A 25,612-nucleotide genomic window follows, 5' to 3' on the forward strand; every position below is an offset into this window, starting at 1 on the left:
CTCCTGTCAGGATACGCCGCGCCGCCGGGGCGCGGCAAGTCTCAGGGGCGCAGCGCCGCGCCCCAGGGAAAACGGCCGACTTTGATTGATTTCAGTGCCAGGCGCTGGGCGGTGTCGATCACGGTCACATCGCCGGAAACGCCATTGGTGGTGAACAGCAGCGACTTGTCGGGGGAAAACGCCATGTGCCAGACCCGGCGGCCGACCAGGATGTAATCCTCCACCTCCAGCGTCTGGGTATTGACCACCGCCACATGGTTGGACGGGCCAAGCGCCACAAAGGCAGTCTTTTCATCGCCGGTGAAGACAAAGCCCACCGGCTGCACCCGGTCGGGATGCACGCCCTTGACCTCGAAGGTGATTTTGCCGGTTTTGGCCTGGGTTGCGGTGTCAAAGACAGTGATGGTACCGCCGATCTCGGAGGAGACCCACAGAGCGCTGCCTCCGGCAGTGAATTCAGCGTGGCGGGGGCGGGCGTCGACCAGCGTATTGGCAAACAGCTGTCGCGTCTCCGTGTCTATCCAATGGGCCATGTTGGTGGTCTCCGACGTGGTGATGGCTATCTTGCCATCGGGCGAGACCGCCATGCCCTCGGGCTCGATCCCGACATTGATCTGGGCAACCACCTTGCGGGTTTCGGTGTCGACCACGGTGGTCACGGCATCGTCTTCGTTGGCGATGTAAAGGTGCCGGTCGTTGGGGTGCAGCACAAATTGCTCCGGATCCTCGCCAGAGGGCAGGTCGTGCAGGATCTCGCCGGTGGCAGCATCCAGAACCTGCACCGTGTCGCTGTCGGAGGCGCAGACATAGACCCGCGAAAAATCCTTGGAAAAGGTGATGCCGCGTGGCCGCTCCCCCGTTGCGATAGTGCGGACCACCCCCAGCGTGGCGATGTCGATCACACTGATGGTGTCGTCTTTTTCGTTTGTCACCCAGATTTCCGCGGCGCTAAGCGGCGCCGCCGGGGCCAGCAGTGCCGAGAGCGCGAGGGGGGCAAAGGATTTTAAAAAATGGGTCATTGGAAGGCTCCGCAACGGCTTTCGGGCGCATCAAGGCCCAGAGTGTCAAGTTCGCTGTGCTGGTGCAGGAAACCGGGCAGGGGCGCCTGCGCCGCCAGCGCGCGGGGGGTTGCAAGCGGGATCGGCTGGCGCAGCTGGCCGTTCCAGCTGCGGTAGCTAAGCGGGCGCCCCTTGAACCCGGCCAATTCGAACGCGTCCGACAGCATGTAGCGGCGCAAGACGCCTGCATCGGCTGAGCCGGTGCGGGTCACAGCCTCGCCGATGCTGCGCACCGCTGCCCAGGCGGCGTAATCCCGCGCCAGCATCTTGCGCCCGGCAAGCTCTTGGTACCGCGACTGCAACTGCGCGGCGCCCCATTGCTCAACCACCGGTGCCCAGGCGGTCGGCACCAGACCTTCGGAGCCGGCAACCGGTCGGGGCAACCAGGTGTTGTAGGGCAGGTATCGGGCGAAATCCTGCAACTCGTCGGCGACCAGCAGCAGATCGTGACGGCCCAGCCCCTGCGACATCAGCGGCACCTCCTGGGCGGCATTGCGGCGCATGTCGGCGCCATAGTCCCAGGTCCGCTCAGCGGTGATTTCCAGCCCGAACTTGGCGGCGCTTTGGCGCAGGGCACCGGCAAAAGCCTGGTCCTGCGGGTGCTTGCCGGAGATCAGCGCCAGCCCGGTCCAGCGCCTGGACAGCGCAAACTGCATCAACGCATCGCTCCGCATTAGGTCCGAGGGCAGGGTGTGCAGCAGATTGCGGCGGCAGTCGCCGCTGCGCAGGCCGGTGTCCGGGCTGGTGGTGTTGAACAGCAGCGCCTCCTGCGCCTCCGGCAGGGAGGCGGCGGCCAGCAGCGCCGGTTTGGGCGCATCCAGGATCAGAAGCGCGCTGCGTGCCAGCGCCGCCTGTACCGCAGCGGTGAAATCGCCGCCCGGCGGCACCACCACCACCTCCAGGCTGTAGCTGTGGCCAAGGAAGCTTCCGGTGGTCCGGTTGTCCGCCAGCCCCAGCCGGGCGCCGGTCTCGCCCAGGTCTGCGGGTGGCGGGTCGAGATTAGAAAGGGTGGGGGGCTGCTGCTCCTGCTGTTTCAGATAAATGACTGGCACCTCAATCATGTTGGGCGCGGCAAAGGCGGTGGGGCAAAGGGCCATCAGGAGTATGATTAGAAAGCGCATCGGGGCACCCTGTTCTGGCTGCATGGGCCGAGCGTACTGCCGCCTGCAGCCCCGCGGCCATTGGACCAAGGTCGTAGGCTTTCGGGGCCGGTGGCCGACTTAAGTCGCGTATCGGGGCATGGCCCGGACTGGCTATGGTTGCGGCAAGCTCAAACTTACGGGAGGAACTTATGTTCAAATTGCCTCTTGCAGCCCTCGGGTTCGCGGCTCTTGCCACCACGGTGCAGGCCCACGGAGACGTCGCGCCGCAGCCTGTGAATACCGATGCCCTGCCCGAAGTGGGCGAGGAATGGCTGACCGAAAACCCCTATCGCGGCCAGGAGGCGGAAGTCTGGCAGGCGGCGATCGACATCGGCGGCAGCGGCTACAACCAGAACTGCGCCCGCTGCCACGGGCTTGGCGGGGTCTCTGGTGGGCTGGCCCCGGACCTTCGTTACTTGGAGGCCGAGGAGATGGGCGACGAGTGGTTTGTGGAGCGGTTCCGCACTGGCTACACTCAGAACGGTATCACCAAGATGCCCGCTTTCGGGGAGCTGCTGGGCCAGAAGGCCGCCTGGGCGATCCGCACCTATTTGGAAACCCGGCCTGATGACGGCGCGTTGGACGAGGCCACTGGCCGACTGCTGGAAATTCGCGACGAGCTGACCGCGCTGGCCGGGGGCAGCGGCGGTGATGCAGCGGCGCTGCAGGCAGAACTGACGGAGATTGCGCAAGGGGTTGAGACCGGGTCCGGCGCCCCGGTTGCTGACAGCGCGGCCTACCGTGCCGCCAGCCTGATCGGCGGCGTTCAGCCGGACTTCGCCGGTGCCGCGGAGGTCCTGACCGTCGGCCTTTCGGCGGCGCACTAAGACGGGGGGCGGCACATGAGACAGCAGCTGGCCGGACTGCTTGTGATTGCCGCGCTGGGCTGCGGCTGGGCGCAGGCGGGGCAGGCCCGCTGTGCGGATCACGTGCCGCAGCCAAAGCCGCAGAACGCCTCGCGCGACATCGTCGGGCAGGATCTCGAGACTATCCTTGAGCGCGGCTTCATCACGTTTGCGGCCTACGAGGAGTTTCCCCCTTGGTCTTATGAGGAAGCGGGCCGCATCAAAGGCGCCGATATCGACCTCGCCCGGCTGATTGCCGGGGAACTGGGCGTCGACGCCCGATTCACTTTGGTCCCGGCGGGCGAAAATCTGGACGCGGATCTGCGCAACTGGATCTGGAAGGGGCCTATCGTGGGCGGCGGCGTGGCCAACGTCATGCTGCATGTGCCCTATGACAGCGAATTTGCCTGCCGGGTCGAACAGGTGGTGTTCACCGGTCAGTACCACGTCGAGGAGGTCGCCATCGCCTACCGCCGGGAGGCCTATCCCGAAGACCCGCCGGTGCCGGCCTATTTCCGCTTCGACAGCGTTGCGGTGGAGAACGACTCAATAGCCGATTTCTACCTCTCGGCCTTTCCCGGCGGGCAGCTGAGCAGTAATATCCGCCGCTATCCGACGGCGGCAGATGCAATGGCGGGGCTGGACCGGGCCGAGACCAAGGCCGCAATGGGGCCGCTGGCGCAGCTGGAGGCCGGGCTGACCGCGCAGACAGCCGTCCACACGCCGCCGTTGCCCGGGTTCTCCGCAGGCACATGGACTGCCGGGGTGGCGGTGCATTTCTCCTACCGCCCGCTGGCCTATGCGGTGGAGGATGCCATTGCCGCTGCGCTGCAGGACGGCCGGATTGCCGCCATTTTCGCAGCCCACAGCCTGACCCACCGGCCGCCGGAGTTACGCTGACCTTAGCCCATTGTTTTCACTCGGCCATCCAGTGTCAGCAGGGTCGCGCTGAAGTCACCCGGAAGGCGCGCCAACGCGGCGGTGATTTCACTTTCCTGCATCAGGCAAAAGGCGGTGGAGGCGGCATCCGCCAGCGCGGCGCTCGCAGCCACGGTGCTGACCGTGGCCCACTGCGGCTGGCGGTCAAGGGCGGGATGTAGAATATGCGCCGAGCCCTTCAATTCCAGTGCGCCGGGGCTGGAGGTGGCGATGGCCCGGTCAGTCAAACTGCGCGCTGCAAAGACACCGCGCTCAGGATCGGCCAGCCCAACGCGGAACGGACCACCGAGGGCGGCAAACTCGCCGGCATTGATCAGAATTCGCTCTAACCCCAGACGGCCAAGCGCCGTGCGCACCATGTCGGTGGCATAGCCCTGGGCAATGCCGTTGAAGGTCAGCGCCTGGCCCGGCGCCAGCCGGATCGCCTTTTCCGTCACTGAGACCTTATGCCAGCCCACGAGGCGGGCTGCCTCGTCTACGCGGCCTCCGCGTGCCCGGGCGTGCCACAGCGGCTGGACTGTCGGGTCGAACACGCCTTTGGTAGCTGTGTGCATCCGGGTGCAAATCCGGATCAGGCGCAGAAACGGCAAGGGCGGTGTTTTCAGAAATCCCGACCGGTTCAGCCGGGACAGCGAGGAGGTTGGATCATAAAGGCTGAACAGCTGTTCGGCCTGACGCAGCTGCGACTGCGCGGCGGCAATTGCTCGGTCTGCCTGCGGTTGCGGCGCGTGAATGGTAAGGCGTGCCTCGGCGCCAAGTGCAAATCCCTGCCAAGTGACGGGTACGGCCCGCGCCGCAGGAGTTGTGACGCCGAGGGCGGCGGCAGAGATTGTCAGGAACCGGCGGCGAGTCAGTTTTGCGCTCATTCCGCAGCCTCCAGCTGTTGTTTCTTGCGTGCCGCCAGGATCAGCGGCACACAGCGGGCCGCGTCGTCGTGGATCGACACACAGTCGAGGCAGCCGAAGCATTCGTCATAGCGGACCGAGCCGGATGGTTCGATAGCGCCATAGGCGCATTTCACCCGGCACAGCTGGCAAGGGCTGCCGCAGGCGGTGCGCCGCGCGATCCAGTTGCGTTGCCGCAGCAGTCCGCCCGCAGCCATGGCCGCGCCCAGCGGGCACAGGTAGCGGCAGAACGGCTTGAACAGCACCAGCCCCGCCACCAGCCAGAAGGCGGCATAGGCGGTGAAATACCATTCGCGCAGGAAATAGGTGGTGATCGCGGTCTTGAAAGGCTCAACCTCTGCCGCGGTATCCACATGCGCGGGAGCTAGGAACAGCAGAGATACCAGTCCGGCTAGAACCCCGTATTTGATGTATCTGAGCCGTCCGTCCCAGATCGGCGGTAGGGCTACCTGCGGCAGCCCTAGCCTGCGTCCCAGATGGTGTGCGAATTCCTGCAGCGCGCCGAACGGGCACAGCCAGCCGCAAAACAGCGCCCGGCCCCACAGGAAAAGGCCAAAGATGGCAAATCCCCAAAGCAGCAGCGAAAACGGGTCGTAGGCGAGGAAAGCAAAACTGCCGCCCTCGGCTGCGGTACGCAGCACGCCAAGCACAGTGACGATGGACAGCTGACCCTGGCCCCACCAGCCGATGAACAGGGTGACAACCGCCAGCACCGTCAGCCGTAGCGGTGTCAGCACCTTGCGGGCGGCGATCCGGCCTTGAGCCAACAGCAGCGCGGCGGTCAGCGCGGTCAGCAGCAACGCCAGAACGATCAGGTCTGTACGGCGGCTGCGCATTGCCTCCAGCCAGGGGGGCACCGGTGCCGGGGGGGCGGCGCGCAGGAAAAAACGCTCGTGGGTCTGGTGCGAAACGGGGAGTTCCACAGTGCCTGTCTCAGGCTGGAACATGCCATGCGCGCGTAGCGCTTGGACGTGCAGCGTCCACTCCTGCGCTGGGTCAAACCCGAGGCGGCGGTCCGCCCGCAGGATCATCGCTGTACCGTCGTGCAAGGGGCCGGGCAGGTCCGGCGATAGCTCCACCAGCAGATCACTGTCCCGCAGCGCGACCGGCAGCTCGTTCTGTGTGGCAAAAACCCGGTCCGGCGCAGTATTGCGGATGAAATCCGAACTGACCAGCCCGTGACGGCCGGTCTCGATCAGCAAGAGCGGCTCATCATCGGGGGAGATCGTCAGGAACTCCTGCAGCTCATCATAACCGTCTGGTGAAAGAACCGCCTGTGCGATTGACGGCGGGCCAAGGTCAACGATCCAGAGATCGAGATAGGCAGCCTCCGGGTGCTGCTGCGCCTCCGGATCGTCATCGGCCCAAAGCGTGCCGGAAAAAGCCGCGTCAACCTTCTCATTGGAGATGGTGGCGTGGGTGGCCAAGCCCTGATCCACCAGGTCGGCCCAGTCCAGCGCCTCGCTGTAGTCCGGGTCCGGCCGGGCCGGGGGGGCGGTGATGACGCCGTGCATCTTCTCACGCGCGACCGCCAGCGCTGCCGCCATAACCGAGTCATGCGCGATCCGCACCGACGCGGTCGCCTTGGTTACCCCGTCAAGATAAACGAGGGATGAACCGGAGCTCGCCTCGCCGTAGGGAGTGCCGACAGTGATCGCCGAAAAGACTGACAGGCCGGGATATTGCTCAAAGAACTTGTGAAACGGGGCTGGGCCTAGCCCAGAGACAAAGACTGGCTCGTTATGGCTGATCAGCCGGACATCCAGAAAGGTGCCGTCCAGGTCCAGAAGCACCAGCACGTTGACCGGCGCGCCGGAAAACCCGGGCAGGGGGGCTAGGGGCTCGGTTTCAAAGGCATAGCCCGCCTCCGCCCCGCCGGAGTTTAGCAGCGTGTAAACGCCCTTGCCGTTCACCGGCTCCCCCAAGGAGAACGGCGGCATGATCAGGGCGCTGATTTCCTCACGCGGCAATGGTGACGCCGCCAGCGCGCTGGCCGCAAACAGCCAGGCCTGAAGCCAGAGTATGAACCAGGATACGCGCATGGCTGGCAGTCTGCCGGGCATATACGTCCCGTGCCATTGGACCAAAGTCTGAGGCCGTCCCTACGACCAAAGGCCAATACCGGGGCCCGGGACGGGAGGGTAGGCTGACGGGATTAAAGCCAGCAAAGGAGGATGAAATGGCCTGGTCTGCCCCGAAACTGAAAGAAATAAACTGCGGCATGGAAATCAACATGTACTCCCCGTCCGAGGACGAAGGCCGCGAATACGAACCCGATCTGTTCTGATCGCGAAACAGGAAAACGGCCATGCGGTTTCTGGTTCTTGGTGCAGCAGCGGGCGGCGGCCTGCCGCAATGGAATTGCGGCTGCCGGAACTGCCGGGACGCGCGTCTCGGCAGGATCGCTTCCGCCACCCAGTCCTCGCTGGCCGTGACATTGGACGGGCAGAACTGGGCGGTTCTGAACACCTCTCCCGACATCCGTGTTCAGTTGCAGAACTGCCCGTCCATGCACCCGCAGTCGCTGCGCCACTGCCCACTGCGCGCAGTGCTGCTGACCAATGGCGATATTGATCACATCGCGGGGCTGCTGTCCTTGCGGGAGCAATCGCCGTTTTCCCTGTTCGTCACGGCGGGGCTGCTGGAGTTGCTGTCGGCGAACCCGGTGTTCAACGCGCTTCCGGCGGCTGTCGACCGCAACCCCGTGCGCTTGAGCGACGGCTTCGAGCTGCTTCCGGGCCTGCAGGCAACGGTCTTCGCGGTGCCGGGCAAGGTGCCGCTGTTCCTGGAAGGCGGGCAGGTGGAGACGGATCTGATGGGCGAGCAGACAGTCGGCGTCCGGCTGACCGACGGCACCAAAACCGCTTATTACATTCCCGGTTGTTCCGCTGTCTCCGCAGGGTTGCTGGGGATACTGGCGGATGCTGATCACATCTTCTTTGACGGCACACTCTGGCACGATCAGGAGATGATCCAGAGCGGAACGGGGACCAAGACCGGCCAGCGGATGGGGCATATCTCCATCAGCGGCCCCCTAGGCTCCATCGCCAGCTTGCGGAATGTGGATGCCGCCAAGACGTTCATTCACATCAACAACACCAATCCCGTCTGGCAGCCCGGCAGCGCCGAGCGCGCGCAGGTGCTGGCCGCAGGGTGGACAATTGCAGCGGATGGAATGGAGATTGCGCTATGAAAGCCCAAACCCGGGAAATGCCGGCCAGAGAACCGCTTGAGACCCGCCTGCGCGCCATCGGCGCGGCGCTCTACCACGACAAGCATCCGTTTCACCACAGGCTGCACGGCGGGGAGTGTTCGCCTGACGAGGTCCGTGCCTGGGTGATCAACCGCTGGGCCTATCAGGCGGCGATCCCGATGAAGGACGCGGCCTTTCTGTCCCGCTGCACCGATCCCGCCATGCGCCGAGCCTGGCGCAGCCGGATCGAAGACCATGACGGCGGCGTCAGCGAGGGCGGCGGTATCCGCCGCTGGCTGCGGCTGGCCGAAGCGGTCGGGCTGGATCCGGACTATGTGGCCTCCGGCCGGGGCGTGCTGCCGTCCACCCAATTCGCTGTCGACGCTTATGTCCGCTACGTGCGCGACATGCCGCTCCTGCAGGCGGTGGCCTCGTCGCTGACGGAATTATTCGCCCCCTCCATCCACGAACGGCGGATCGAAGGCCTGCTGCAGCACTACGATTTTGCCAATGCCGCCAGCCTGTCCTATTTCCGCAAACGGCTGACCGAGGCGCCGAAGGACGTGAAATTCGGCCTGGCCTGGGTGCTGGAGAACGCCAACACCCCGGAAAAGGAAGACGCCGCCTGCGCGGCGCTGATCTTCAAGACCAATGTCCTGTGGGCGCAGCTGGATGCGCTTTGGGGCGCCTATGTGGAGCCGGGGCGGACTCCGCCGGGCGCCTGGCAGCCGGGCGAGGGGCTGGCATGACACTGGCGCTTGCCCCCACGGACCGCCCCTATCTGCCGCGCGGGGTGCGGATGATCACGGATAAGGTGCGGGGCGGCACGGTGCTGCTCTGCCCGGAAAAGGCCATTGCTTTAGATGCCATCGGCGAGGCGGTCCTGTCGCGGGTGGATGGACGCGCTTCGTTCAAGGAAATCGTTGCTGGTCTGGCGGCGGCCTACGATGCCCCGTCGGAGCAGATCGCCGGGGATGTGCAGCGCTTTCTGGCTGGTCTGCGGGCCCGCATGTATCTGGCGGTGCGGTCATGACCGTGCCTCCTCCCATCGCGATGCTGGCTGAGCTGACGCACCGCTGCCCGCTGGCCTGCCCCTATTGCTCCAACCCGCAGGACCTGCTGGGCCGCGAGGCGGAGATGACCACCGCTGAATGGGAGGATGCCTTCCGCCAGGCTGCCGAACTGGGTGTCCTGCAATTGCACCTGTCCGGCGGCGAGCCCGCCGCGCGCCCGGATCTGGCAGAGCTCACCGCGTCAGCACAGGGCTGCGGGCTCTATACCAATCTGATCACCAGCGGCATCGGCCTGACGCCCAGGCGGCTGGATGCGCTGGAGGTCGCAGGGCTGGACCATATTCAGCTGTCCCTGCAGGGCACCAGCGCCGGGATTGCCGATTGGATCGGCGGTTACAAGGGCGGGTTTGACCGCAAGATGAAGATCGCGGCGGAGATCAAGGCCCGGGGCATTCCCCTGACGCTGAACGCCGTTATGCACCGGCACAATCTGGATGATCTGGAACGCACCATCGAAATGGCTGTCGAAATGGGCGCCCGGCGGCTTGAGGTCGCCTGCGTCCAGTTCCACGGCTGGGCGTCCCGCAACCGGGCCCAGCTGCTGCCGACGCGCGCGCAGACTGAGGACGCCAAACGCATCGTCGCAGAGGCAGAGCAGCGGCTGCGCGGGGTGCTGGCCTTCGACTTTGTGCCGCCGGACTATTATGCGGATTATCCCAAGGCCTGCATGGGCGGCTGGGGCACAGCCGGGTTGAACATTGCGCCAGACGGCACCGTGCTGCCCTGCCATGCGGCCCAGACCATCCCGCATCTGAACTTCGACAATATACGCAGCAAACCGCTGGCGGCGATCTGGTACGAGGGCGCGGCATTCAACGCCTATAGGGGCACGGATTGGCTGCCGCAGCCCTGCCACAGCTGCGACCGAAGGGAAACCGATTTTGGCGGCTGCCGCTGTCAGGCGCTGGCCCTGGCCGGGGATGCAGGCGCAACCGATCCCGTGTGCCGGAAGTCACCGCGGCATCAGACTGTGATTGAGCTTCTTGAAACAGGTGGGAGCAATACTGAAACTGCTTTTTTCTACCGGAGTGCGGCCTGCTAAGTAACGCGAGCCTTGACCTAGGATTTCGGAGCATCCTTGTGATAGCCAAAAACTCTGAGTTGTGTAAAAAAGTGCTGGCAAGCTGGCCGCGTTGAAGCCGAGTTGGACACTCGAACGCATTTCAAGCCGTTCGAAACAGTCCAAACGCAAGGCCGGGAACCGGCCGCGCAAGCACCCGCAGGGCTGCTGGAGCACCTCCCCGGCGTAAGGGGCAGACGAGGTAGCTTCAGCTACCTATAATCTGTCCCTTTGGGGAGCTTTCACGCGCATTTGTGCGCCTGTCTGAGCTGCCCAAAGTGAGCTACCCCCTGAATTTCGGACACTGACGTAAGCTATGATTTGTTGTCTGCTGGTCTTCGACGAAGAGGAGATCAGAGATGTCGAAACGGAAGAACCACTCGCCCGAGTTCAAGGCGAAAGCCGCGCTTGAGGCTTTGAAGGGTGAGCGAACTGTGGCTGAGCTTGCCAGCCAATTCGGCGTCCATCCCACGATGATCCACAGCTGGAAACGCGCTCTGCTGGAAGGCGCGTCCGGCGTGTTTGAACACGGCGGAAAGAAGTCCCCAGAGATCGACGAGGAGCAGGTCAAAGAACTGCACGCGAAGATCGGGAAGCTGGCTGTCGCCAACGATTTTTTGTCACGAAAGCTCAAGCCGTGGACCGGCAAGTGAGGCGCAAGATGGTTGAGCCTGCCAATGCCAACCTGTCGATTGGCAAGCAGTGCAAGCTGCTGTCGATCTCGCGGTCGTCGTTTTACTGCACGCCCAAGGGCGAGACGGCGATGAACCTGATGTTGATGCGCCGGATCGAGGAACAGTTCCTGGAAACGCCGTTCTTTGGTGTCCGCCAGATGACTTGGCACCTCCGAAACGACGGGCACCTTGTGAACGAGAAGCGCATCCGACGCTTGATGCGGCTGATGGGCTTGATGCCGGTCTATCAGAAACCAAACACCAGCAAAGCAGCGAAAGGGCACAAGACCTATCCCTATCTGTTGCGTGGTCTACGCCTGGAGCGTCCCAATCAGGTGTGGTGTGCCGACATCACGTATCTGCCAATGCGCAGGGGCTTTCTGTATCTGGCGGCGATCATGGATTGGCACACCCGAAAGGTGCTGGCCTGGCGCCTTTCGAACACGCTGGAAGCAGACTTCTGCGTCGAGGCACTGAACGAGGCCATCGCCAGGTTTGGCCCGCCGGAAATCATGAATACGGATCAGGGCAGCCAGTTCACATCTTTTGCCTGGACGAGCAGATTGCGCCGATCCGGCGTGCGGATCTCCCCTCTCGCGCATGCACACATGCGCTGCCGGGCAGCGGATGGATGGCAAGGGGCGCTTCCTCGATAACATCTTCGTCGAGCGGCTCTGGCGGTCGTTGAAATACGAATGCGTCTGCCTGCACGCCTGGGAGACCGGATCAGAGGCGAAGGCGGGCGTTGGGAAATGGATCGATTTCTACAACCGGAAACACCCACACTCCGCCCTTGGCGGCAAACCCCCAGCCGTGGTCTATTGGCTGAGAAAAGAAGAAACCCAAACCGATCAGCAGGAGCAGAGAGTAGCTTAACCTACGTCAAAACCTGTCCAAACATTGGGGAGTAGCTCAAAGTAAAAGGCACTGGTTTCATCTGGCCGAAATTGTCGGATGTGGCAATGACCCTGACGAAGGCTCAGTTCGAGGCCCTGTTCGAAGGGATAGATTGGCGCCGGGTCGCTTCTGCGCCGTATCACCGTCCCGCTCTCTTTCAAAAGCAGCATGCCGAGGTTCAATAGAATGCCGTTGATACCCTTCATTGATGTCCGTTTTTTCCCGCCTGAGGAAACCAGGGAAAGACTGGAGAAGCGTTTCACCCGGCATCTGCGGCTGTTGAGGTGCGGGCTCGTAGCCGCTTTCAGATCTGGCAATCACCCGTTGCCCGAAGGTGATGCTGATAAACTGCTGTCGGTAGATATTACGCACATTGACAGGATCCGCGTTCAAAGACGCGCCGGAAGGATCATTGAACGCAGGCACGCTGATCGCCATGGGGCACGAAGCCCGACTGATGCCGCCTTCGTTTGTGAAAGGGTACGTCAAGCGCGGTAAGGGTGACGCACTGGATGCGGAAGCGATCTGCGAAGCGGTTCAGCGTCCAACCATGCGCTTCGTGCCGGTGAAAACGGTCGAGCAGCAGGGTATTCTCGTGGCGCACCGGACCCGCTCACTGCTGGTTCGTCAGCGCACGATGGCTGCAAATGCACTGCGCGCCCATCTGGCCGAATTCGGCCTTGCCGCCAATCCTGGCATCGCCAATCTTGTGAAACTGGCTGACCGGGCATTCGCCGGTAACGACCTTCCGTCTTATGCCCGCCGAGCCTTTGAAATCCTGATCCGGCGACTTGCCGAACTGACCGAAGTGATCAGCATGCTCGACCGGGAACTGCGGGGCTGGCATGCCGAAAACGAAGCCAGCCGCAGGCTCGCGGCCATCCCCGGCGTCGGCGTCGGCGTGATCACCGCAACCGCCATTGCTGCCACTGTAACGGACCCCGGTCAGTTCCGCTCGGGCCGGCAGTTCGCTGCCTGGCTCGGTCTCACACCTCAGCAGCGCTCGACCGGCGGCAAAACCCGGCTCGGCGGCATCCCGAAGCAGGGCGGCCGATATCTACGAAGATTGCTGGTGGTCGGCGCGACTGCCGTGATGCGCCATGCGAAGAGGACACCGTCACCGATGACTGATCGGGTCAACAGCCTGCTGGAGAAAAAGCCATTCCGGCTTGTCTCTGTCGCGTTGGCCAACAAGCTCGCCCGCATCGCCTGGGCGATCCTGACGAGAGGAGACACCTGCCGGCCATAGGGGGTGCCCGCCTGAAAGGCATGCAGCCCAAACCCGAATTGGCAATGGCAGTCGATGATGCGTAACGACCGAGCCAATGGCGAGGAAAACCCGTCTGTTTCAATGCGCTTCGCAAACGCGCCAGCTTGATCAGGGACCTCACCGGCGGATTTCCATCAAGGCCAGCGGAACAGCACACCGCACAAACAGGCCGGACATATGAAAGCAACCGATCAACGCAACACGACAAAATCAGCCCTTGCCACAGGGGGCGGCCACATATGAAACACGTTCAGCGGGAGCTGTGAATCCCTTTTGTCAACACGGCCTAGTTTTGAAGAAGCGTGGCCTAGCTCTAAAGTAGGTGAGTTCTGGACCTGCCGCGCTTTTGAGAGGCGGTCCGGTAGTCCCCCCATTTTTAATGGGGGCCAGCCGTAGAATTCAGGCGGCTGTTTTCAACTTCAGGGCGGGTGTCATGCCGCCGATGCCCATGTTGGGCCTGAATGCCTGGCTGGAAGATCGCTGTCTGGCCTATGTCCGGGCGAGCTCGCATCCAGAGATGCGGGACAAAGTAATCTGGGATGTGTTTGAAGAAGAGCGCGCCAGCTTTGTGCCGTATGAGCATGTGCGAGAGGGGGCTTGCGGGCGTTCCACTCACCTTCACCCACAGCTTTGATGCCGGTGCTGTCGAGGAGAAGATGCAGCGGGCCGGTGCCACTGCGATAGGGCAGGCGCACGTCCAGCGTCCGCTGGCGCCGGCACAGGGTGCGTATATCTGGCACCGCACAATTCAGGCCAGCCAGCCACTAGAGACTTTCCACGAAATCCGCGGTCTGCCGAAGCGGCATCCCTCACAGGACGTTCATTCCTCTCGGGACGTTGCTTTGCAATGCCCTGCCGGGCAGTGGTCAGGCAAGTCTGGATCGCTGCGTCACTGAATTGCCGCTGCCGACCCCGTTTGCCGCTTGGAGACGGCCCCCTGATCATCCCGGGATCGAACCAGATCGAAAGCGATCCGCGTTGCAATATGATACCGGCAAACACTGCGTTTTCTACCACCGCTACCATATCGTATGGTCGACCAAATACCGCTACAAAGTGCTGCGCGGGGCATTGCGCCTGCGGGTGCGCGATATTTGCCGCCAGGTCTGCGCCGAGAACAGGGTCGCCATCTTGCGCGGGGTGCTGTCGAGCGACCATGTGCATATGTTCGTGCCGGTACCGCCGAAACTCGCCATCTCCGGTCTGGTGCGCATGATGAAGGGCCGTTTGTCTTACCGGGTGCAACGGGAATTCCCTGCGATCCGCAGGCGCTACTGGGGCTGCCGGTTCTGGGGCCGCGGGTATTTTTCAACCACCAACGGCGCCATCACCGAAGACATCGCACTTCAGTACCTGGAAAATCACATTGCCGATCCTACCGGCGCCAGCCGGTAGTCGTTCAGTGCGCTCGCCATTGTGCTCGAACCAACGCGCATCAATGGCTCGTTGTACGATGGCCAGTTCGTGATCTTGTACCTTGCCGGGGACCAACTGCTCATGGTTCCCAGCTATCATGCTGGATCCGCAAGATGAATCTCATCACCCGATTTGCGCGGCAAAGCCGATCAAAGCCATTCAATAGGAGAAGCTTGACGCCAATTCAACTTGCCCCCTTCAGTCCGTCGGCACAGCGCTGCTGGACATTGCGTACGATCACATTGATCAACGCGCGGGAGACTTGAAGCTCCTCTGCAATTTCCTTTTGCAGCACGCCGGCCAGCCGGTGGCGCAGGAATACGTCGCGGTTCCGCGGCGTGCTGTCTGCAAGGCTCTGGACAACCGCTTGCAGCGCCTGTTTGCTTTCAAGTCTTGCCCGTCCGCACAATGGAGTCACGCCGGCCGCCGCCAGCTGGCCCTCGTCCTCGAAATCCGTGGGGATCTCACGGCGCGATTTGCGCAGGTAGTCGATGGCCGCATTGCGCACCATCCGCGCCACATAGGGCCGGGGTCTGTCCGGCAGGCTGCCGGGCTTGAAAGACAGGCATTTCAGGGCAGTGTTCTGGATCACGTCTTCGGCGGCGTCTAGCGAGCCTACCAGTTTCAGGGCGGAACACAGATGCAGCCTGCGGTGGCTTACAAGTTCTTCAATCAAGGCTTCACAGACGCGCGGGCGTGGATGATTCGGCATGGCAATCCCATCGGTATGAACCCGGATAAATGTCCGGAAAGGTGATGTTTTTTTGGGAAAACTGCCTTTGGGCGTGCAGGCCCTGGGTTGCGCTCCCGTTATCAACCAGGTGGATTGCAAGGTCAATCTTCGCGTGTGAAATTGGCGGGTAATTGCCGTTAACGGGTGTGCGGCCCGCTGCTGCGGGCCGCCGGAGGCGAGTTATTCCGCGGCGGCGAGTTGTGCGGGCTGCGGCGTCAGGAGTGCTTCGGCAATCTCATCCACGCGCACCGCCAGAACCGACAGCAGGGTATCGCTCAGCCCATGGGTCTCCTCGCAGTAGCCCTGCAGGAAGATGCGGGGGCGGAAGGTCCCGCAGGTCCGCATCCGGTAGTTCCGGTCCGGGCTTTCAAAATGCACGTGCGGCTCGAGCCCGGCCAGCAGGGTTTCTCCCAGGCGGCGGCGGTAGCCCGTTGCCAGGATGACCAGGTCATAAGCGCCGCTGCGGGATTCGCCGCCCTGAGCCGGTTGCAAGGTCAGCAGCGTCTGTTGCCCGCTGGCTGCTGCAGCCGTGACGCAGGTGCTGCGCAGCAGCCTGTAGGCAGAGCCGCCAGCCACTTCCTGTTCGTAGAACAACCCGTAAACCTGGTCGATCAGATCACCGTCCACGACTGCGTAGTTGGTGTTGGAATACTCCGCCATCAACGCCCGGCGCTGGTCTGCAGGCTGCTGGTAGACGTGGGAAGTGAAGCTGGCGTCGAAAATCTCGTTCACGAATGGACTGTCGTCCGAAGGCTTCAGCGCGTGGCTGCGGAAGATGAAGTCCACTTGGGGCCGGGCCGGGTCGTTGGCGAGGTCCATAAAAATCTCGGCACCGCTCTGGCCCGAGCCGATGACCGCTACTTTCAGCGGCTTGTCCGCTGCCGCCAGCCTGGGCTTGACGGCACTGAGGTAGCTGGAGCTGTGGACCACGCCGGGGTGGTCCTGCAGCGCAGCAAAAGTGTCCGGGATGGCGGGTTTGCCGCCGATGGCCAGCACCAGATCGCGGGTCAGGTAGCGGGTCTGCCTGCCGGTCTCGTCCTCGGTGGTGACGGCCAGCACCTCACCGCTGCCGCCGGGGTCCAGGACGGGTTCGGCACCGGTCACCCGCTGGCCATAGCGGCAGGTATCCTCCAACTGCGCGGCGGCCCAGGCGAGGTAGCTGTTGAATTCCTGCCGGCTGGGAAAGAAGCTCTTTCGGTTGACGAAACGCTCAAGCCGGCCCTGGGCATGCAGGTAGCTGAGGAAGGAGTAGGGGCTGGCTGGATTGCGCAGGGTGACCAGATCCTTGATAAAGGAAACCTGCATGTCCGAGCCTTCAAGCAGCATGTCCGGGTGCCAGGCGAAGCGGGGTTTGGCCTCCAGATAGAGGGCGTCCAGCTTTGGCGCCCCGGCCTGCGCACGCTCTTGCAGGGCGATGGCCAGGGCCAGGTTAGAGGGGCCGAAGCCCACGCCGATCATGTCATGGATGTGTTGCGGTTCGCTCATCGGGTTTCTCCGGGTTTCAGTTGGGCAAAGGGGGACAGTTGCAGCGGACGGCCGGGATTTGCGGGGCTGGGGCGGGACCAGAGGCGGGCCTGAAAGAAATGCTCCCGCTCCAGCCGCACCAGCGTTGCGCGCTTGTGGGCAAAGTCGAACTCCTTGACTGCGGCAAAGCCGGATCGGGTCAGGTTGCGCAGCTGCTGGGTGTGGCTGGCCGCGGGTTCGCCGACCAGCGCCTGGGTGCGGGGCTCCGCCAGGAACATGTAGTGCATCAGCGAGGGCAGCCAGGCGGTGATGTAGTCGGCGCCGCGGGCTTCGGGGTCACCCACCAGCACATGCCAGCCGCGGTCCCAGTCCCCGGCAGGGTAATGGGCACCAATGCGGTTTTCACGGGCCCAGTAGAGTTCGAAGTAACAGAAGGGGCGCCCGTCGAGGCAGCCAAGGACCGGCATCATATGCGGATCAACCTGCATCCGGGAGAGGTAGTTCCGGTGGTATTCCAAGGTTCCGGATTCCTCGAAGAAGGCGGCGACGCGTGTGTCGTTCATCCAGGCGTGGAACAGCTCCAGGTCCGCAGCAGGATCCAGCGCGCGCAGCGAGAAGGTCTGCTGCAGCCAGGGGATGCGGCGATGGTAGAGGAGGCCTGACGGCTTAGGCGGCCGCAGGGGGTGGCTGCCATGCGGCCCGGCCACCTGCGCCTGCGGGTAGCTGCGGGGCGGCTGCGCCAGCCATAGGTCCGGAACCTGCCAGAACATCTCTGGAAAGACTGCTAGCCAGCTGCCGTCCAGCAGGCTGGCAGCACCGGTGGAGAGTAGTTCTTGTTCGAGAAAGGCGAAGTCTTCCCGTTTCAGCAGGACCAGCACTTCCTCGGCCGCGTGGCTGGTCAGGGCCTCGCAGGCAGCCAGCAGGGCGGCCAGGCTGAGCGTGCTGGCGGGCGCCGCGAGCTGCAGTTTGCCACCGCCATGGTCCGTGACGGCGATCTCTTGCGCGGTGCCCTGGCTGTAAACCGTGACACCGCCGGGTCCGGGCCGGGCCCAATGGGGCGGGCTGTGATCTGAGGCGTTATCCAATGACACGCAGGGTCCTCCGTTTGCTGGCCGGCGCGGGCGTGCGCCGGCACTGCTTTGAGAACGCTGCAGGGCGGAGGAAATTTACAAAAAATATCAGGTATTCTGTATTTTCCGGATTTGCACGGAGGAGCCTGTTTGGAAACCTGAAAACCCGGCGCCTGAAGACAGGGCCGGGAGACAGTTTCACAGTGAAATCGGGTGTTAACTGAGGGAAAACACCTTCTGAATGGCGCGGTTTACTGCCACAGACAGCACCGACATATGGTTTTCTCCGGCATAGGTTTCATAGTCAGATTTAAACCCCGGAAGCTGGTTCAGAGCGGCGGCCATGTCCTGTGCTGCGGCGATAGTCCGGGTCTTTTCCTTCTCGGCCAGCCGTTCGGAGGCATCTGCGGCCTCCGTCTGGAAAGGGGCGAGGCGCGCGCCCTCCCATTCGCCTGCGGAGAGATGCACATAGGGGCTGTGCGGGCCGGGATCGAAACGGATCAGATGCTGCAACAGGAAGCTGTCTTCCCAGGTGATCGCAGGGCTGGCAGCGATCCAGTGGCTGAAAGTGCCCGGCTGGTTGAACAGCAGCCACAGGGCAAACAGCCCTCCAAAGGAATGCCCGAACAATCCGCGGTGCGCAGGGTTGAGCGGCGCACAGGCCTCTGCCAGCGGCAGAACCTGTTCCAGCAGGAAGCGGGCCATTTCTTCTCCACCGCCGGTGCGCACCGGTTCGCCGCCTTCGTGGAACGGAGGATAGGTCTGCCCTGGCGGCGGACCGAGGTCCCAGCTGCGCCGGAAAGGGTCATAGGCGCCGTCCGTCGGGTAGCCGATTGCGATCAGCACGCCCCAGCCGACATTGGTGCCTGAGGGATAACAGGCTTGTGCCCGCATTGCGTCGATTGCGGTGCCGATCACTGCATTGCCGTCTGTCATGAACAGGGCGGGCCAGCCGTCGGCGGGGGGCTCTTCAGGTGGCACCCAGATGAAGATGCGGCGGATGACGCCGGTCATGCTGTCGGCCACGTCGTGCCAGCGGGCGCCTGTCCAGGTCTCGCCGGTGGCGCAGGCAGGGGGCAGTGGTGTCATTGGCGTGCCTCCGCGATGGCTTGCAGGACATCCGCCACCAGGTCATCGGCGTTTTCCAGGCCGGCAGCAAGGCGCACCGATCCGGCGGGGGTGCCGAAGCGCTGGAACACATTGGCCGGCCCGGAAAGGCTCAGGGCGGCCTGAGCGGGGATCACCAGGCTTTCCGGGCCGCCCCAGCTGACGCCGATTTTCACTACTTTCAGCGCATTGGTGAAACGGGGAATGTCGACGCTGCTGTCCAGATCAAAGGCGAACAGCCCGCCATAGCCCGACAGGCAGGCGTTGCCCGGGTTGGCCTCAAAGGCAGGATGGCGGACGCGGGCGACGGCGGGATGGGCAGAAAGGGCCCGCCCCAGCGCAAGCCCGTTCTGCATGTGGCGGGCCATTCGAAGATGCAGGGTGCGCATGCCTCGCAGCACCAGCCAGGCGTCGAAGGGGGAGAGCTTTCCGCCGAGAAAATGATAAGCCTCGTGGTCGATACGGGCAAGCAGCGCCTTGGGGCCTGCAATCAGGCCTGCCAGCGTGTCGGAATGGCCTGCGAGATATTTGGAGGCGGCGTGAACCATCAGGTCGATGCCGAATTCCGCCGGGCGCTGGTACAGCGGCGTGGCCCAGCTGTTGTCGATCACCGAGATCACCCCCAGCCGGCGCGCCTCAGCACCGATGGCGCGTAAATCCTGGGTGGTGAATCTCCAGGAGGCCGGGCTTTCCAGATAAATCAGCGCGGCGCCTGGCAGGGCATCAAGCACTGCCTGGGTATCGGTGCCGTCTACATACTGGGTGGTCACACCAAACTTCTTCAGCAGGCATTCGAACAGGCGGAAAGCGTCGGAATAGAGGTTCTCGACCGCCACAACACGATCGCCGGATTGCACAAAGGGGATCACCGCGGCAGCAATGGCCGCCATGCCGGAGGCAAAGCCGCGCGCTGCCTCCACGCCCTCCATCCGGGCGATGAGGCTTTCCAGTTCAGCCACCGTGGGGTTGTTGCCGCGGCTGTAGACATAGCGGCTGGACTCGCCTGCAAAGACGGCGGCCAGGTCCTCGTAGCGGTCGAACAGAAAGGAAGAGGTCTGGAACACCGGCACCGAACAGGCGCCATGCGGCATGGGATCATGCGGGGCGATGAGATCGGGTGTGAGCCGGTCGGACGCGGCGGGCAGGGTGGGCGAGTAATCGTTCATGCGGGAAGACCTTTCAGGGTGGCGTGCGGCAGGCGCAGCAGGATCAGAACGGCGGCGAGGCCAGTGAGGAGCGCCGCAAGCGACAGTGCTGGGGCAAGCCCGGCGAAGCCCCAAAAACCGGCGGTAGTGAACAGGAGCGGCAGGAACAGCCAGCCCAGCGGTGCGAGCCCCAGGAGAGCTGCATCGCGGGCGCGGGCGGTGGCTTGCAGGCTGACTTGGGCCGCGTGGCGCAAGGCGGTTGCGGGCAGCGACAGAGCGAACGCTGCCAGCGCGGGTTCGGCAAGGGACTGAACCGCAGGATCAAGGGTGAACAGGGCGCTGATTTGCGGCGCTGCCAGCAGACCCGTCAGCAGAAACAGGCTGGCGGTTGCGGCGGCGATGGCTGCGGTGGTGAGCGCCGCGCGGGCAAAGCGGGCGGTATTGTTTGCGCCGGCGGCATAGGCCAGCACCGCCTGCGCGCCGAGACAGAAACCCTCGACCGGCAGAGTGGCGAGCACCCAGAGCCTGAGGGCGATGCCCATGGCGGCCTGGCCAGCGGTGCCCTCGTGCTCGCCGGCCAGGCGGTAGAGCAGCAGAAAGGCGAGGCTGGCCCCCAGCACTGAGGCAGCCTCAGGCAGGCCGATGCGCAGAACCGGCCAGAGGCGGGCAAGGGCGCTGCCGGAAAGGCGCGGTCGCAGCCGCAATGGGGTGCGGGAAGACGTGAAATACCAGCCATAGAGGGCGAGAGTGGCAATCTGGGCCAGTACGGTAGCCAGCGCTGCACCGCGCACGCCGAGGCCCACGGTGAAGATCAGCAGCGGATCCAGCGCCATATTGAGCGTGAAGCAGAAGATCAGGCTGAAAAGGCTGAAACGGGCATGGCCGCTGCCGATTGCGGTGAAATCGCACAGGATTTGCACCATTCCCAGCCCCGCCGAGAGGGTAAGGATGCTGATGTACTGCAGGGCAGGCTCCCGCACCGCTCCCGTGGCGCCAAGCACATCCAGCAGCGGAAGCCGGGCCAGCCAAAGCGCAGCAGCGGACAGAGCTGCCAGCAGCAGGCAGAGCGCCATGGCGGCGGAGGCGAGGCGGGCGGCCTCCTGCTTGCGGCCGGCGCCCAGGGCACGGCCGGCCGCGGCGGCGGTGCCGATGCCGAGCCCCACGCCAATCGCGGCGGTGAGGCCGGTGAGGGGCAGGGCCAGGCTGACGGCGGCCAGCGCCTCTGGTCCGAGCTGGCCGACAAAGTAGCTGTCCACTCCTTGGTGGGCGGCATTGATCGACAGGCCGCCTGCGGTGGGCAGGCCTGCGCGCAGCAGCGTCCGGAGGAGATCCGGGCTGGCAAGGTTCAAGGCGGTCATGGTCTGGGGCTTCTATCTGATGAGGGTCTGTCCTGACCTTTGACGCAGGCGGGGCGGGGAAATTCACAAGCCAGGTGCAAGTTTTCTGCTGGGAGGGGTGAATTGCGGGCGATGTGCTGCGTCTTTCCGGGGACAAGAGATGAATGGAGACCCGAAGATGACCCAACCTGGACCCGATCAATGGATCTGCGTCAGCAACAGTGAAGGCCGCTGGTCCGTCTGGCCTGCAAACCTGCCGGTTCCTGCGGGGTGGCAGGCCAAAAGCACGCCAGCGGACCGCAGCGCCTGCCTCGCGGAGATTGAGGCGCGCTGGGCCGACCCGCGTCCCGAAGCACTGCAGGAGGCGATGGCATGAGCGGCACGCTGGCGCTTGAAGATGCGGCGATGGAGCTGACACCGGGGGAAAAACAGGTTTGCGCCCATGATCAAGTGGGGCAGCTGGCGCCCTACGGGATGCAGGTGCTGCTGCTCAGGGCGGATGCGCGCTGGCAAATCGCAGAGGTCCGTCAGGCCGCGGAAGCCGTCCTGGAAGCGCATCCGGTTTTTTGTGCCCGCCTTCACCGCCAGGCGGGCGGCGAGATGCGCCGCTCTGAACAGGAGAGGAACCGGATTGGACTGGCGGAACGCCCGGCAGAGGAGTTGGAGGCCGCGCTGGCCGGGATGCGTTTTGATCTGGACGGCGGTGCGGGGGCCTTTGCTTGTGTCGCAACGGATGACAGGGACCATCTGTTCGGCGTGGCTTTGCACCCGGCCTTTGGCGATGCAGGGGTGCTGAACGCTGTGGCTCTGGGCTTTGCCCGGGCGTTGACGGGAGAGGCGGATGTTGCTGTTTCAGCGGTTGGGGCTGCAGCTGAAACGGGCCGGGATCAGTTGCCTGGCTGGCGGGAGATGCTGGAGGATACGGCCTGTGCGGTTGCCCGCTTACCGCACCGGCACGGCGGCAGCGAAGGCGTCGCACGGGGCCGTGCAGAACATGTGCTGCAGCCGGCGCTGGCGGAAACCCTGAACAGTGAAAGCACCGGAGCGGAAGCCCGGTTCGCTGCGGTACTTGGTATTGTGCTGTCGCGCTGCAGCGGGCAGGGGGATCTGCGCTTTGCAACCGGTTCCGTACAGGCGCAGGCTGGGCGGCGCAGTGAAGACATCCTGCCGCTGCGGCTGCGAATTGATCCGGGCAGCAGTGCAGGGGCAGTGCTGGCACAGGTGCAAACGGAATTGGAGCGGGGCAGGGCGCGAGCAGTGCCTTCGGAACTTCTGGTGCAGGACATGCTGCGCCGCGAGGGCGCGGACCGGCATCCTTTGGGAGCCGTCACCCTGCATGTGCGCAGGGATGTGCCGCTGCCGGACGGGCTGGCGTTCTGCGCATTGCCGGAACCTGCGGCGCAGGGGGAGTTGATGCTGCTGGTGCGTCTGAGCGGTGATGGCAGGGTGATCCTGCGGGCCAGTTATGCGCGGGACTTGTTCGAGCCTGCCTTGATCGGGCGTTTTCTGGCGCATCTGGAGCGGGTGCTGAATGCCGGGCTGGCGGACCCGGAGCAAGCGGCAGGGCGGATTGCCTTGCTGAGCCGCGAGGAACTGGACACGCTGTCGGCGCCATATGAGGACAGCGCGGTCAACGATCCCCGCATGGTGCATGAGATCATCGCCGGCCACGCCTGCCAGACGCCGGACAAAACGGCGCTGATCTGCGGTGGCGAGGCCTGGAGCCACGGCACCCTGAACCGCAGGGCCAACCGGCTGGCGCACTGGTTGCGGGCGCTGGGGGTTGGCGCCGAAGTGCCGGTGGCCGTCATGGTCGAACGCGGCAACGAGGCGGTGATGGCGATCCTGGCAGCGCTGAAGGCAGGCGGCGCCTATATCCCAGTGGAGCCGGATCATCCGGAAAGCCGCAATCACCACATTCTGAGCGACGCAGGTGTGCAGGCGGTGATCACCCGCCGCTGCCACCTGGGCAAGCTGCCCGAGGGGCTCAAGGCCCGGATCCTGTGCCTGGACGATGATCCCGGGGCAGGTCAGCCGGAGGTGGACCCGGATGTCCCTATCCACCGGGACCAGATGGCCTATATCATGTATACTTCCGGCTCCACCGGTAAGCCGAAAGGCGTTGCAGTGGAACATGGCCCGCTCAGCGATCATCTGCAGGATACGGCGCGTGTTTATGAGATGAGCAGCGAAAGCCGCGAGCTGCCGTTCCTGCCGTTCTCCTCGGATGGCGGGCATGAGCGCTGGATGAATCCTCTGATGATGGGCGGCTCGGCGGTGATCCCGGACGGGGTGCTGTGGACGCCGGAGCAGAGCTTTGCGGCGATGCGTAAATACGGCTGCAATAATGCCTCTATCCCGACGACCTACCTGCAGCAGCTGGCGGAATGGGCGGAGGAGACCGGCGAAGCGCCGGATATGCGGCTCTATTCCTTTGGCGGCGAGGGGCTGGCGCAAGCGACCTTTGACCTGCTGTCGCGGGAGCTGCGGGCGCCCCTGCTGATCAACGGCTACGGGCCGACCGAAACCATCATGACGCCGATGGTTTGGAAGGTGCGGGCAGGCACCCGTTTCGAAGGCGCTTATGCGCCCTTGGGCCGGGCAGTGGGCAACCGTCGCGCCTATGTGCTGGATGCGCAGCTGATGCCGTGCCCCGTCGGGGTGGTGGGAGAGATCCACCTGGGCGGCGAGGGGGTTGCGCGCGGCTATGTGAACCGGCCTGGCACCACCGCGGACCGGTTCATCCCTGATCCTTTTGCACCGGAATTGGACGGGCGGGATGGTGCGCGGATGTACCGGTCCGGCGATCTAGGGCGCTGGCGCGAGGACGGCACCATCGAGTTCCTCGGCCGGGTGGATCACCAGATAAAGCTCAATGGTTACCGGATCGAGCCGGGCGAGATTGAGGCGGTGCTATTGCAGCAGCCGGGTGTCTCCGAAGCGCTGGTTCTTCTGCGCGAGGATGGCGGCGAAAAGCGGTTGGTCGGCTATGCTGTGGCGCCGCGGGAAGTGCAGGAGGAGCAACTGATGCGGGCGCTGGAGGCGCAGCTGCCCCGGCATATGGTGCCCTCGGCCATTGTTGTGCTGGAGCGGATGCCGACCAACCCCAATGCCAAGGTTGACCGGGCGGCACTGCCGCTGCCGGGGGTGCGGCGGCGGGCCGGCGAAGGTGCCGCACCAGCGGGGGAGGCCGAAGCCGCGGTGCTGGCGGTTTGGCGGGAAGAGATCGGCAATCCGGATATGGGCGTGACCGATGACTTCTTTGACATGGGCGGCAGGTCCCTGACCGCGTTGAAGGTGCTGGCCCGCATGCGCAAAGCCTGGCCGGGCATTGCGCTGACCATTGCGGACTTGTTTGATGCGCCGACGGTCCGGGCCTTGACACGGCGGCTTGTGGCTGGGGATGCCACCGGGCGGCAGGCGATTGCGCTGCGCAGTACAGGCTCAAGGCCGATGCTGTATTGTTTCCCCGGGCTGCTGGTGTCGACCCGTGAATACCTGCGGCTGACGGTATTTCTGGGAGAGGATCAGCCAGTGACCGGCTTCCTGTGTCATTCGCTCAATGAAGAGAAGCATTTGAACGTGTCAGTGCAGGATGTGGTGGCGCCTTATGTCGAACATATCCGCCGGGAAAGCGCCGGGCGGCCCTGCGTATTTCTGGGCTGGAGCTGGGGCGGTCTTCTGGCCTGGGAGGCGGCGCGGCAACTGCAGGGCGAGGTGGATCTGCGGATGATCGGCATGGTGGATGTCTGCGATCTGGGCCGCGATTTTGCCCCTGGCGCGGTGCCGCGCTTTGCTCTGGACGAGCGGGCGAAGCTGGAAGCGGAGCTGCAGGCGTGGCTGGGCAAGACCAGGATGCGGTCACAGTGGGACGCCCTGATCGGGGCGATGGATGCGCTCTGCTATGACCAGTTCCTGCGATTCATCGGCAACGAGGCAGAGCCGCTGCCCTTTGACGGCCCCGAGGTTTCCAGCCGTGAGCATACATTCTGGGTGCTGATCGACAACGCGCTGGTGTTTCGCCAGTACCAGCTGGCACAGCTGGATGTGCCGGTGGCCTCCTTTAGTGCAGGGGACACGCTGAGCCGGGGTCTGAACCTGGTGGACTGGCGGCAGGTATCCCCGCGCGCCGAACCGGCGGAAGTGGTGCCAGGCACCAACCATCTGCACATCATTGGCGACCAACTGTTCCATGGCCGCTTCAAGGCGGCGCTGGAGCGGGCTTTTGCAGGCGTGTAATGGCAGCAGCCGGGGCTGAAAAAGCCCCGGCTGCCGGCCGGACAA

22 protein-coding genes and 2 pseudogenes are annotated in these 25,612 nt (G+C 64.1%); 12 read left to right on the top strand and 12 right to left on the bottom strand.

The features are described 5' to 3' along the window. Positions 1-41 precede the first annotated feature (41 nt). Entirely contained in the window at positions 42-1,019 is a 978-nt protein-coding gene (locus tag ETW24_RS02640) for a YVTN family beta-propeller repeat protein (protein ID WP_217621270.1), read from the bottom strand. After that, positions 1,016-2,179, bottom strand: coding sequence for an ABC transporter substrate-binding protein (locus tag ETW24_RS02645; RefSeq protein ID WP_129369625.1), 1,164 nt, complete (start codon positions 2,177-2,179; stop codon positions 1,016-1,018). The genes ETW24_RS02640 and ETW24_RS02645 overlap by 4 nt, the downstream gene beginning before the upstream one ends. Positions 2,180-2,349: 170 nt before the next feature. Between ETW24_RS02645 and pedF the strand changes: the two genes are divergently transcribed. Next, positions 2,350-3,027 (top strand): cytochrome c-550 PedF, encoded by a 678-nt coding sequence (pedF, locus tag ETW24_RS02650; protein WP_129369626.1) that lies wholly within the window; start codon positions 2,350-2,352, stop codon positions 3,025-3,027. 15 nt (positions 3,028-3,042) lie between these two features. Beyond that, positions 3,043-3,945 (top strand): substrate-binding periplasmic protein, encoded by a 903-nt coding sequence (locus tag ETW24_RS02655; protein WP_205877335.1) that lies wholly within the window; start codon positions 3,043-3,045, stop codon positions 3,943-3,945. Between the two features lie 2 nt (positions 3,946-3,947). Here the strand turns inward: ETW24_RS02655 and ETW24_RS02660 are convergent, their stop codons facing one another. Together ETW24_RS02660 and ETW24_RS02665 are read right to left on the bottom strand one after the other, a co-directional pair. Beyond that, a complete protein-coding gene (locus ETW24_RS02660) occupies positions 3,948-4,850 on the bottom strand; it encodes an FAD:protein FMN transferase (RefSeq protein ID WP_129369627.1) in 903 nt (300 codons plus the stop codon). Continuing rightward, positions 4,847-6,931, bottom strand: coding sequence for a 4Fe-4S binding protein (locus ETW24_RS02665; RefSeq protein WP_129369628.1), 2,085 nt, complete (start codon positions 6,929-6,931; stop codon positions 4,847-4,849). Before ETW24_RS02665 ends, ETW24_RS02660 begins: the two co-directional genes overlap by 4 nt. A 137-nt stretch (positions 6,932-7,068) precedes the next feature. On the opposite strand from ETW24_RS02665, the gene pqqA reads away from it, so the two are divergent. The 6 genes and pseudogenes from pqqA to ETW24_RS02695 all read left to right on the top strand — a co-directional run bounded on the left by pqqA (position 7,069) and on the right by ETW24_RS02695 (position 11,765). Further along, positions 7,069-7,176, top strand: a complete 108-nt coding sequence (gene pqqA, locus ETW24_RS02670) for a pyrroloquinoline quinone precursor peptide PqqA (RefSeq protein WP_027236494.1) — start codon at positions 7,069-7,071, stop codon at positions 7,174-7,176. A gap of 21 nt (positions 7,177-7,197) precedes the next feature. Continuing rightward, complete coding sequence (gene pqqB, locus ETW24_RS02675) at positions 7,198-8,082, top strand: pyrroloquinoline quinone biosynthesis protein PqqB (RefSeq protein WP_129369629.1); 885 nt, start codon at positions 7,198-7,200, stop codon at positions 8,080-8,082. Further along, positions 8,079-8,831, top strand: coding sequence for a pyrroloquinoline-quinone synthase PqqC (pqqC, locus tag ETW24_RS02680; protein ID WP_129369630.1), 753 nt, complete (start codon positions 8,079-8,081; stop codon positions 8,829-8,831). The genes pqqB and pqqC overlap by 4 nt, the downstream gene beginning before the upstream one ends. Beyond that, positions 8,828-9,115 (top strand): pyrroloquinoline quinone biosynthesis peptide chaperone PqqD, encoded by a 288-nt coding sequence (gene pqqD, locus ETW24_RS02685; protein WP_129369631.1) that lies wholly within the window; start codon positions 8,828-8,830, stop codon positions 9,113-9,115. Before pqqC ends, pqqD begins: the two co-directional genes overlap by 4 nt. Next, the gene (pqqE, locus tag ETW24_RS02690; protein ID WP_129369632.1) at positions 9,112-10,197 is read left to right on the top strand and encodes a pyrroloquinoline quinone biosynthesis protein PqqE; all 1,086 of its coding nucleotides are present in this window, start codon (positions 9,112-9,114) and stop codon (positions 10,195-10,197) included. Before pqqD ends, pqqE begins: the two co-directional genes overlap by 4 nt. A gap of 377 nt (positions 10,198-10,574) precedes the next feature. Beyond that, positions 10,575-11,765: pseudogene (locus ETW24_RS02695) on the top strand (IS3 family transposase). Here the strand turns inward: ETW24_RS02695 and ETW24_RS24125 are convergent. Next, entirely contained in the window at positions 11,762-12,049 is a 288-nt protein-coding gene (locus ETW24_RS24125; RefSeq protein ID WP_164982674.1) for a hypothetical protein, read from the bottom strand. The pseudogene ETW24_RS02695 and the gene ETW24_RS24125 overlap by 4 nt on opposite strands. 149 nt (positions 12,050-12,198) lie before the next feature. Between ETW24_RS24125 and ETW24_RS02705 the strand changes: the two genes are divergently transcribed. Beyond that, on the top strand, positions 12,199-13,035 hold the full coding sequence (locus tag ETW24_RS02705; protein ID WP_205877337.1) for an IS110 family transposase: 837 nt from the start codon (positions 12,199-12,201) through the stop codon (positions 13,033-13,035). Positions 13,036-13,652: 617 nt separating this feature from the next. Here the strand turns inward: ETW24_RS02705 and ETW24_RS02715 are convergent. Then, positions 13,653-14,037 (bottom strand): annotated as a pseudogene (locus tag ETW24_RS02715) (transposase); the annotation flags it as partial. Here ETW24_RS02715 and tnpA point away from each other — a divergent pair. Beyond that, positions 14,035-14,451: an IS200/IS605 family transposase gene (tnpA, locus tag ETW24_RS02720; RefSeq protein WP_129369635.1), complete on the top strand. Its 417-nt coding sequence runs from the start codon at positions 14,035-14,037 to the stop codon at positions 14,449-14,451. The pseudogene ETW24_RS02715 and the gene tnpA overlap by 3 nt on opposite strands. A gap of 205 nt (positions 14,452-14,656) precedes the next feature. Here tnpA and ETW24_RS02725 read toward each other — a convergent pair whose 3' ends face one another. The 6 genes from ETW24_RS02725 to ETW24_RS02750 all read right to left on the bottom strand — a co-directional run bounded on the left by ETW24_RS02725 (position 14,657) and on the right by ETW24_RS02750 (position 21,349). Beyond that, the gene (locus tag ETW24_RS02725) at positions 14,657-15,184 is read right to left on the bottom strand and encodes a sigma-70 family RNA polymerase sigma factor (protein WP_129369636.1); all 528 of its coding nucleotides are present in this window, start codon (positions 15,182-15,184) and stop codon (positions 14,657-14,659) included. Positions 15,185-15,385: 201 nt separating this feature from the next. Then, a complete protein-coding gene (locus ETW24_RS02730; protein ID WP_129369637.1) occupies positions 15,386-16,690 on the bottom strand; it encodes a lysine N(6)-hydroxylase/L-ornithine N(5)-oxygenase family protein in 1,305 nt (434 codons plus the stop codon). Then, positions 16,687-17,760, bottom strand: coding sequence for a GNAT family N-acetyltransferase (locus tag ETW24_RS02735; protein WP_205877339.1), 1,074 nt, complete (start codon positions 17,758-17,760; stop codon positions 16,687-16,689). The genes ETW24_RS02730 and ETW24_RS02735 overlap by 4 nt, the downstream gene beginning before the upstream one ends. A 195-nt stretch (positions 17,761-17,955) precedes the next feature. Then, on the bottom strand, positions 17,956-18,828 hold the full coding sequence (locus tag ETW24_RS02740; protein ID WP_129369638.1) for an alpha/beta hydrolase: 873 nt from the start codon (positions 18,826-18,828) through the stop codon (positions 17,956-17,958). Beyond that, positions 18,825-20,012 (bottom strand): PLP-dependent transferase, encoded by a 1,188-nt coding sequence (locus ETW24_RS02745; protein ID WP_129369639.1) that lies wholly within the window; start codon positions 20,010-20,012, stop codon positions 18,825-18,827. Before ETW24_RS02745 ends, ETW24_RS02740 begins: the two co-directional genes overlap by 4 nt. Beyond that, positions 20,009-21,349, bottom strand: a complete 1,341-nt coding sequence (locus tag ETW24_RS02750) for an MATE family efflux transporter (RefSeq protein ID WP_129369640.1) — start codon at positions 21,347-21,349, stop codon at positions 20,009-20,011. Before ETW24_RS02750 ends, ETW24_RS02745 begins: the two co-directional genes overlap by 4 nt. Before the next feature lie 157 nt (positions 21,350-21,506). On the opposite strand from ETW24_RS02750, the gene ETW24_RS02755 reads away from it, so the two are divergent. Together ETW24_RS02755 and ETW24_RS02760 are read left to right on the top strand one after the other, a co-directional pair. After that, positions 21,507-21,704: an MbtH family NRPS accessory protein gene (locus ETW24_RS02755; protein WP_129369641.1), complete on the top strand. Its 198-nt coding sequence runs from the start codon at positions 21,507-21,509 to the stop codon at positions 21,702-21,704. Next, positions 21,701-25,567: a non-ribosomal peptide synthetase gene (locus ETW24_RS02760; RefSeq protein WP_129369642.1), complete on the top strand. Its 3,867-nt coding sequence runs from the start codon at positions 21,701-21,703 to the stop codon at positions 25,565-25,567. Before ETW24_RS02755 ends, ETW24_RS02760 begins: the two co-directional genes overlap by 4 nt. Positions 25,568-25,612: the final 45 nt, after the last annotated feature.

It is taken from the genome of Leisingera sp. NJS204 (genome assembly GCF_004123675.1).
In the GTDB taxonomy this organism is placed as follows: domain Bacteria; phylum Pseudomonadota; class Alphaproteobacteria; order Rhodobacterales; family Rhodobacteraceae; genus Leisingera.

Bases quoted from the DNA above. Each gene is read 5' to 3' on its own strand.
- ETW24_RS02745 (WP_129369639.1), bottom strand. From the start codon at position 20,012: ATGAACGATTACTCGCCCACCCTGCCCGCCGCGTCCGACCGGCTCACA.
- ETW24_RS02730 (WP_129369637.1), bottom strand. From the start codon at position 16,690: ATGAGCGAACCGCAACACATCCATGACATGATCGGCGTGGGCTTCGGC.
- ETW24_RS02725 (WP_129369636.1), bottom strand. From the start codon at position 15,184: ATGCCGAATCATCCACGCCCGCGCGTCTGTGAAGCCTTGATTGAAGAA.
- ETW24_RS02660 (WP_129369627.1), bottom strand. From the start codon at position 4,850: ATGAGCGCAAAACTGACTCGCCGCCGGTTCCTGACAATCTCTGCCGCC.
- pqqA (WP_027236494.1), top strand. From the start codon at position 7,069: ATGGCCTGGTCTGCCCCGAAACTGAAAGAAATAAACTGCGGCATGGAA.
- pqqD (WP_129369631.1), top strand. From the start codon at position 8,828: ATGACACTGGCGCTTGCCCCCACGGACCGCCCCTATCTGCCGCGCGGG.
- pqqC (WP_129369630.1), top strand. From the start codon at position 8,079: ATGAAAGCCCAAACCCGGGAAATGCCGGCCAGAGAACCGCTTGAGACC.
- pqqE (WP_129369632.1), top strand. From the start codon at position 9,112: ATGACCGTGCCTCCTCCCATCGCGATGCTGGCTGAGCTGACGCACCGC.
- ETW24_RS02655 (WP_205877335.1), top strand. From the start codon at position 3,043: ATGAGACAGCAGCTGGCCGGACTGCTTGTGATTGCCGCGCTGGGCTGC.
- ETW24_RS02740 (WP_129369638.1), bottom strand. From the start codon at position 18,828: ATGACACCACTGCCCCCTGCCTGCGCCACCGGCGAGACCTGGACAGGC.
- ETW24_RS02760 (WP_129369642.1), top strand. From the start codon at position 21,701: ATGAGCGGCACGCTGGCGCTTGAAGATGCGGCGATGGAGCTGACACCG.
- ETW24_RS02645 (WP_129369625.1), bottom strand. From the start codon at position 2,179: ATGCGCTTTCTAATCATACTCCTGATGGCCCTTTGCCCCACCGCCTTT.
- ETW24_RS02750 (WP_129369640.1), bottom strand. From the start codon at position 21,349: ATGACCGCCTTGAACCTTGCCAGCCCGGATCTCCTCCGGACGCTGCTG.
- pedF (WP_129369626.1), top strand. From the start codon at position 2,350: ATGTTCAAATTGCCTCTTGCAGCCCTCGGGTTCGCGGCTCTTGCCACC.
- ETW24_RS02640 (WP_217621270.1), bottom strand. From the start codon at position 1,019: ATGACCCATTTTTTAAAATCCTTTGCCCCCCTCGCGCTCTCGGCACTG.
- pqqB (WP_129369629.1), top strand. From the start codon at position 7,198: ATGCGGTTTCTGGTTCTTGGTGCAGCAGCGGGCGGCGGCCTGCCGCAA.
- ETW24_RS02755 (WP_129369641.1), top strand. From the start codon at position 21,507: ATGACCCAACCTGGACCCGATCAATGGATCTGCGTCAGCAACAGTGAA.
- ETW24_RS02665 (WP_129369628.1), bottom strand. From the start codon at position 6,931: ATGCGCGTATCCTGGTTCATACTCTGGCTTCAGGCCTGGCTGTTTGCG.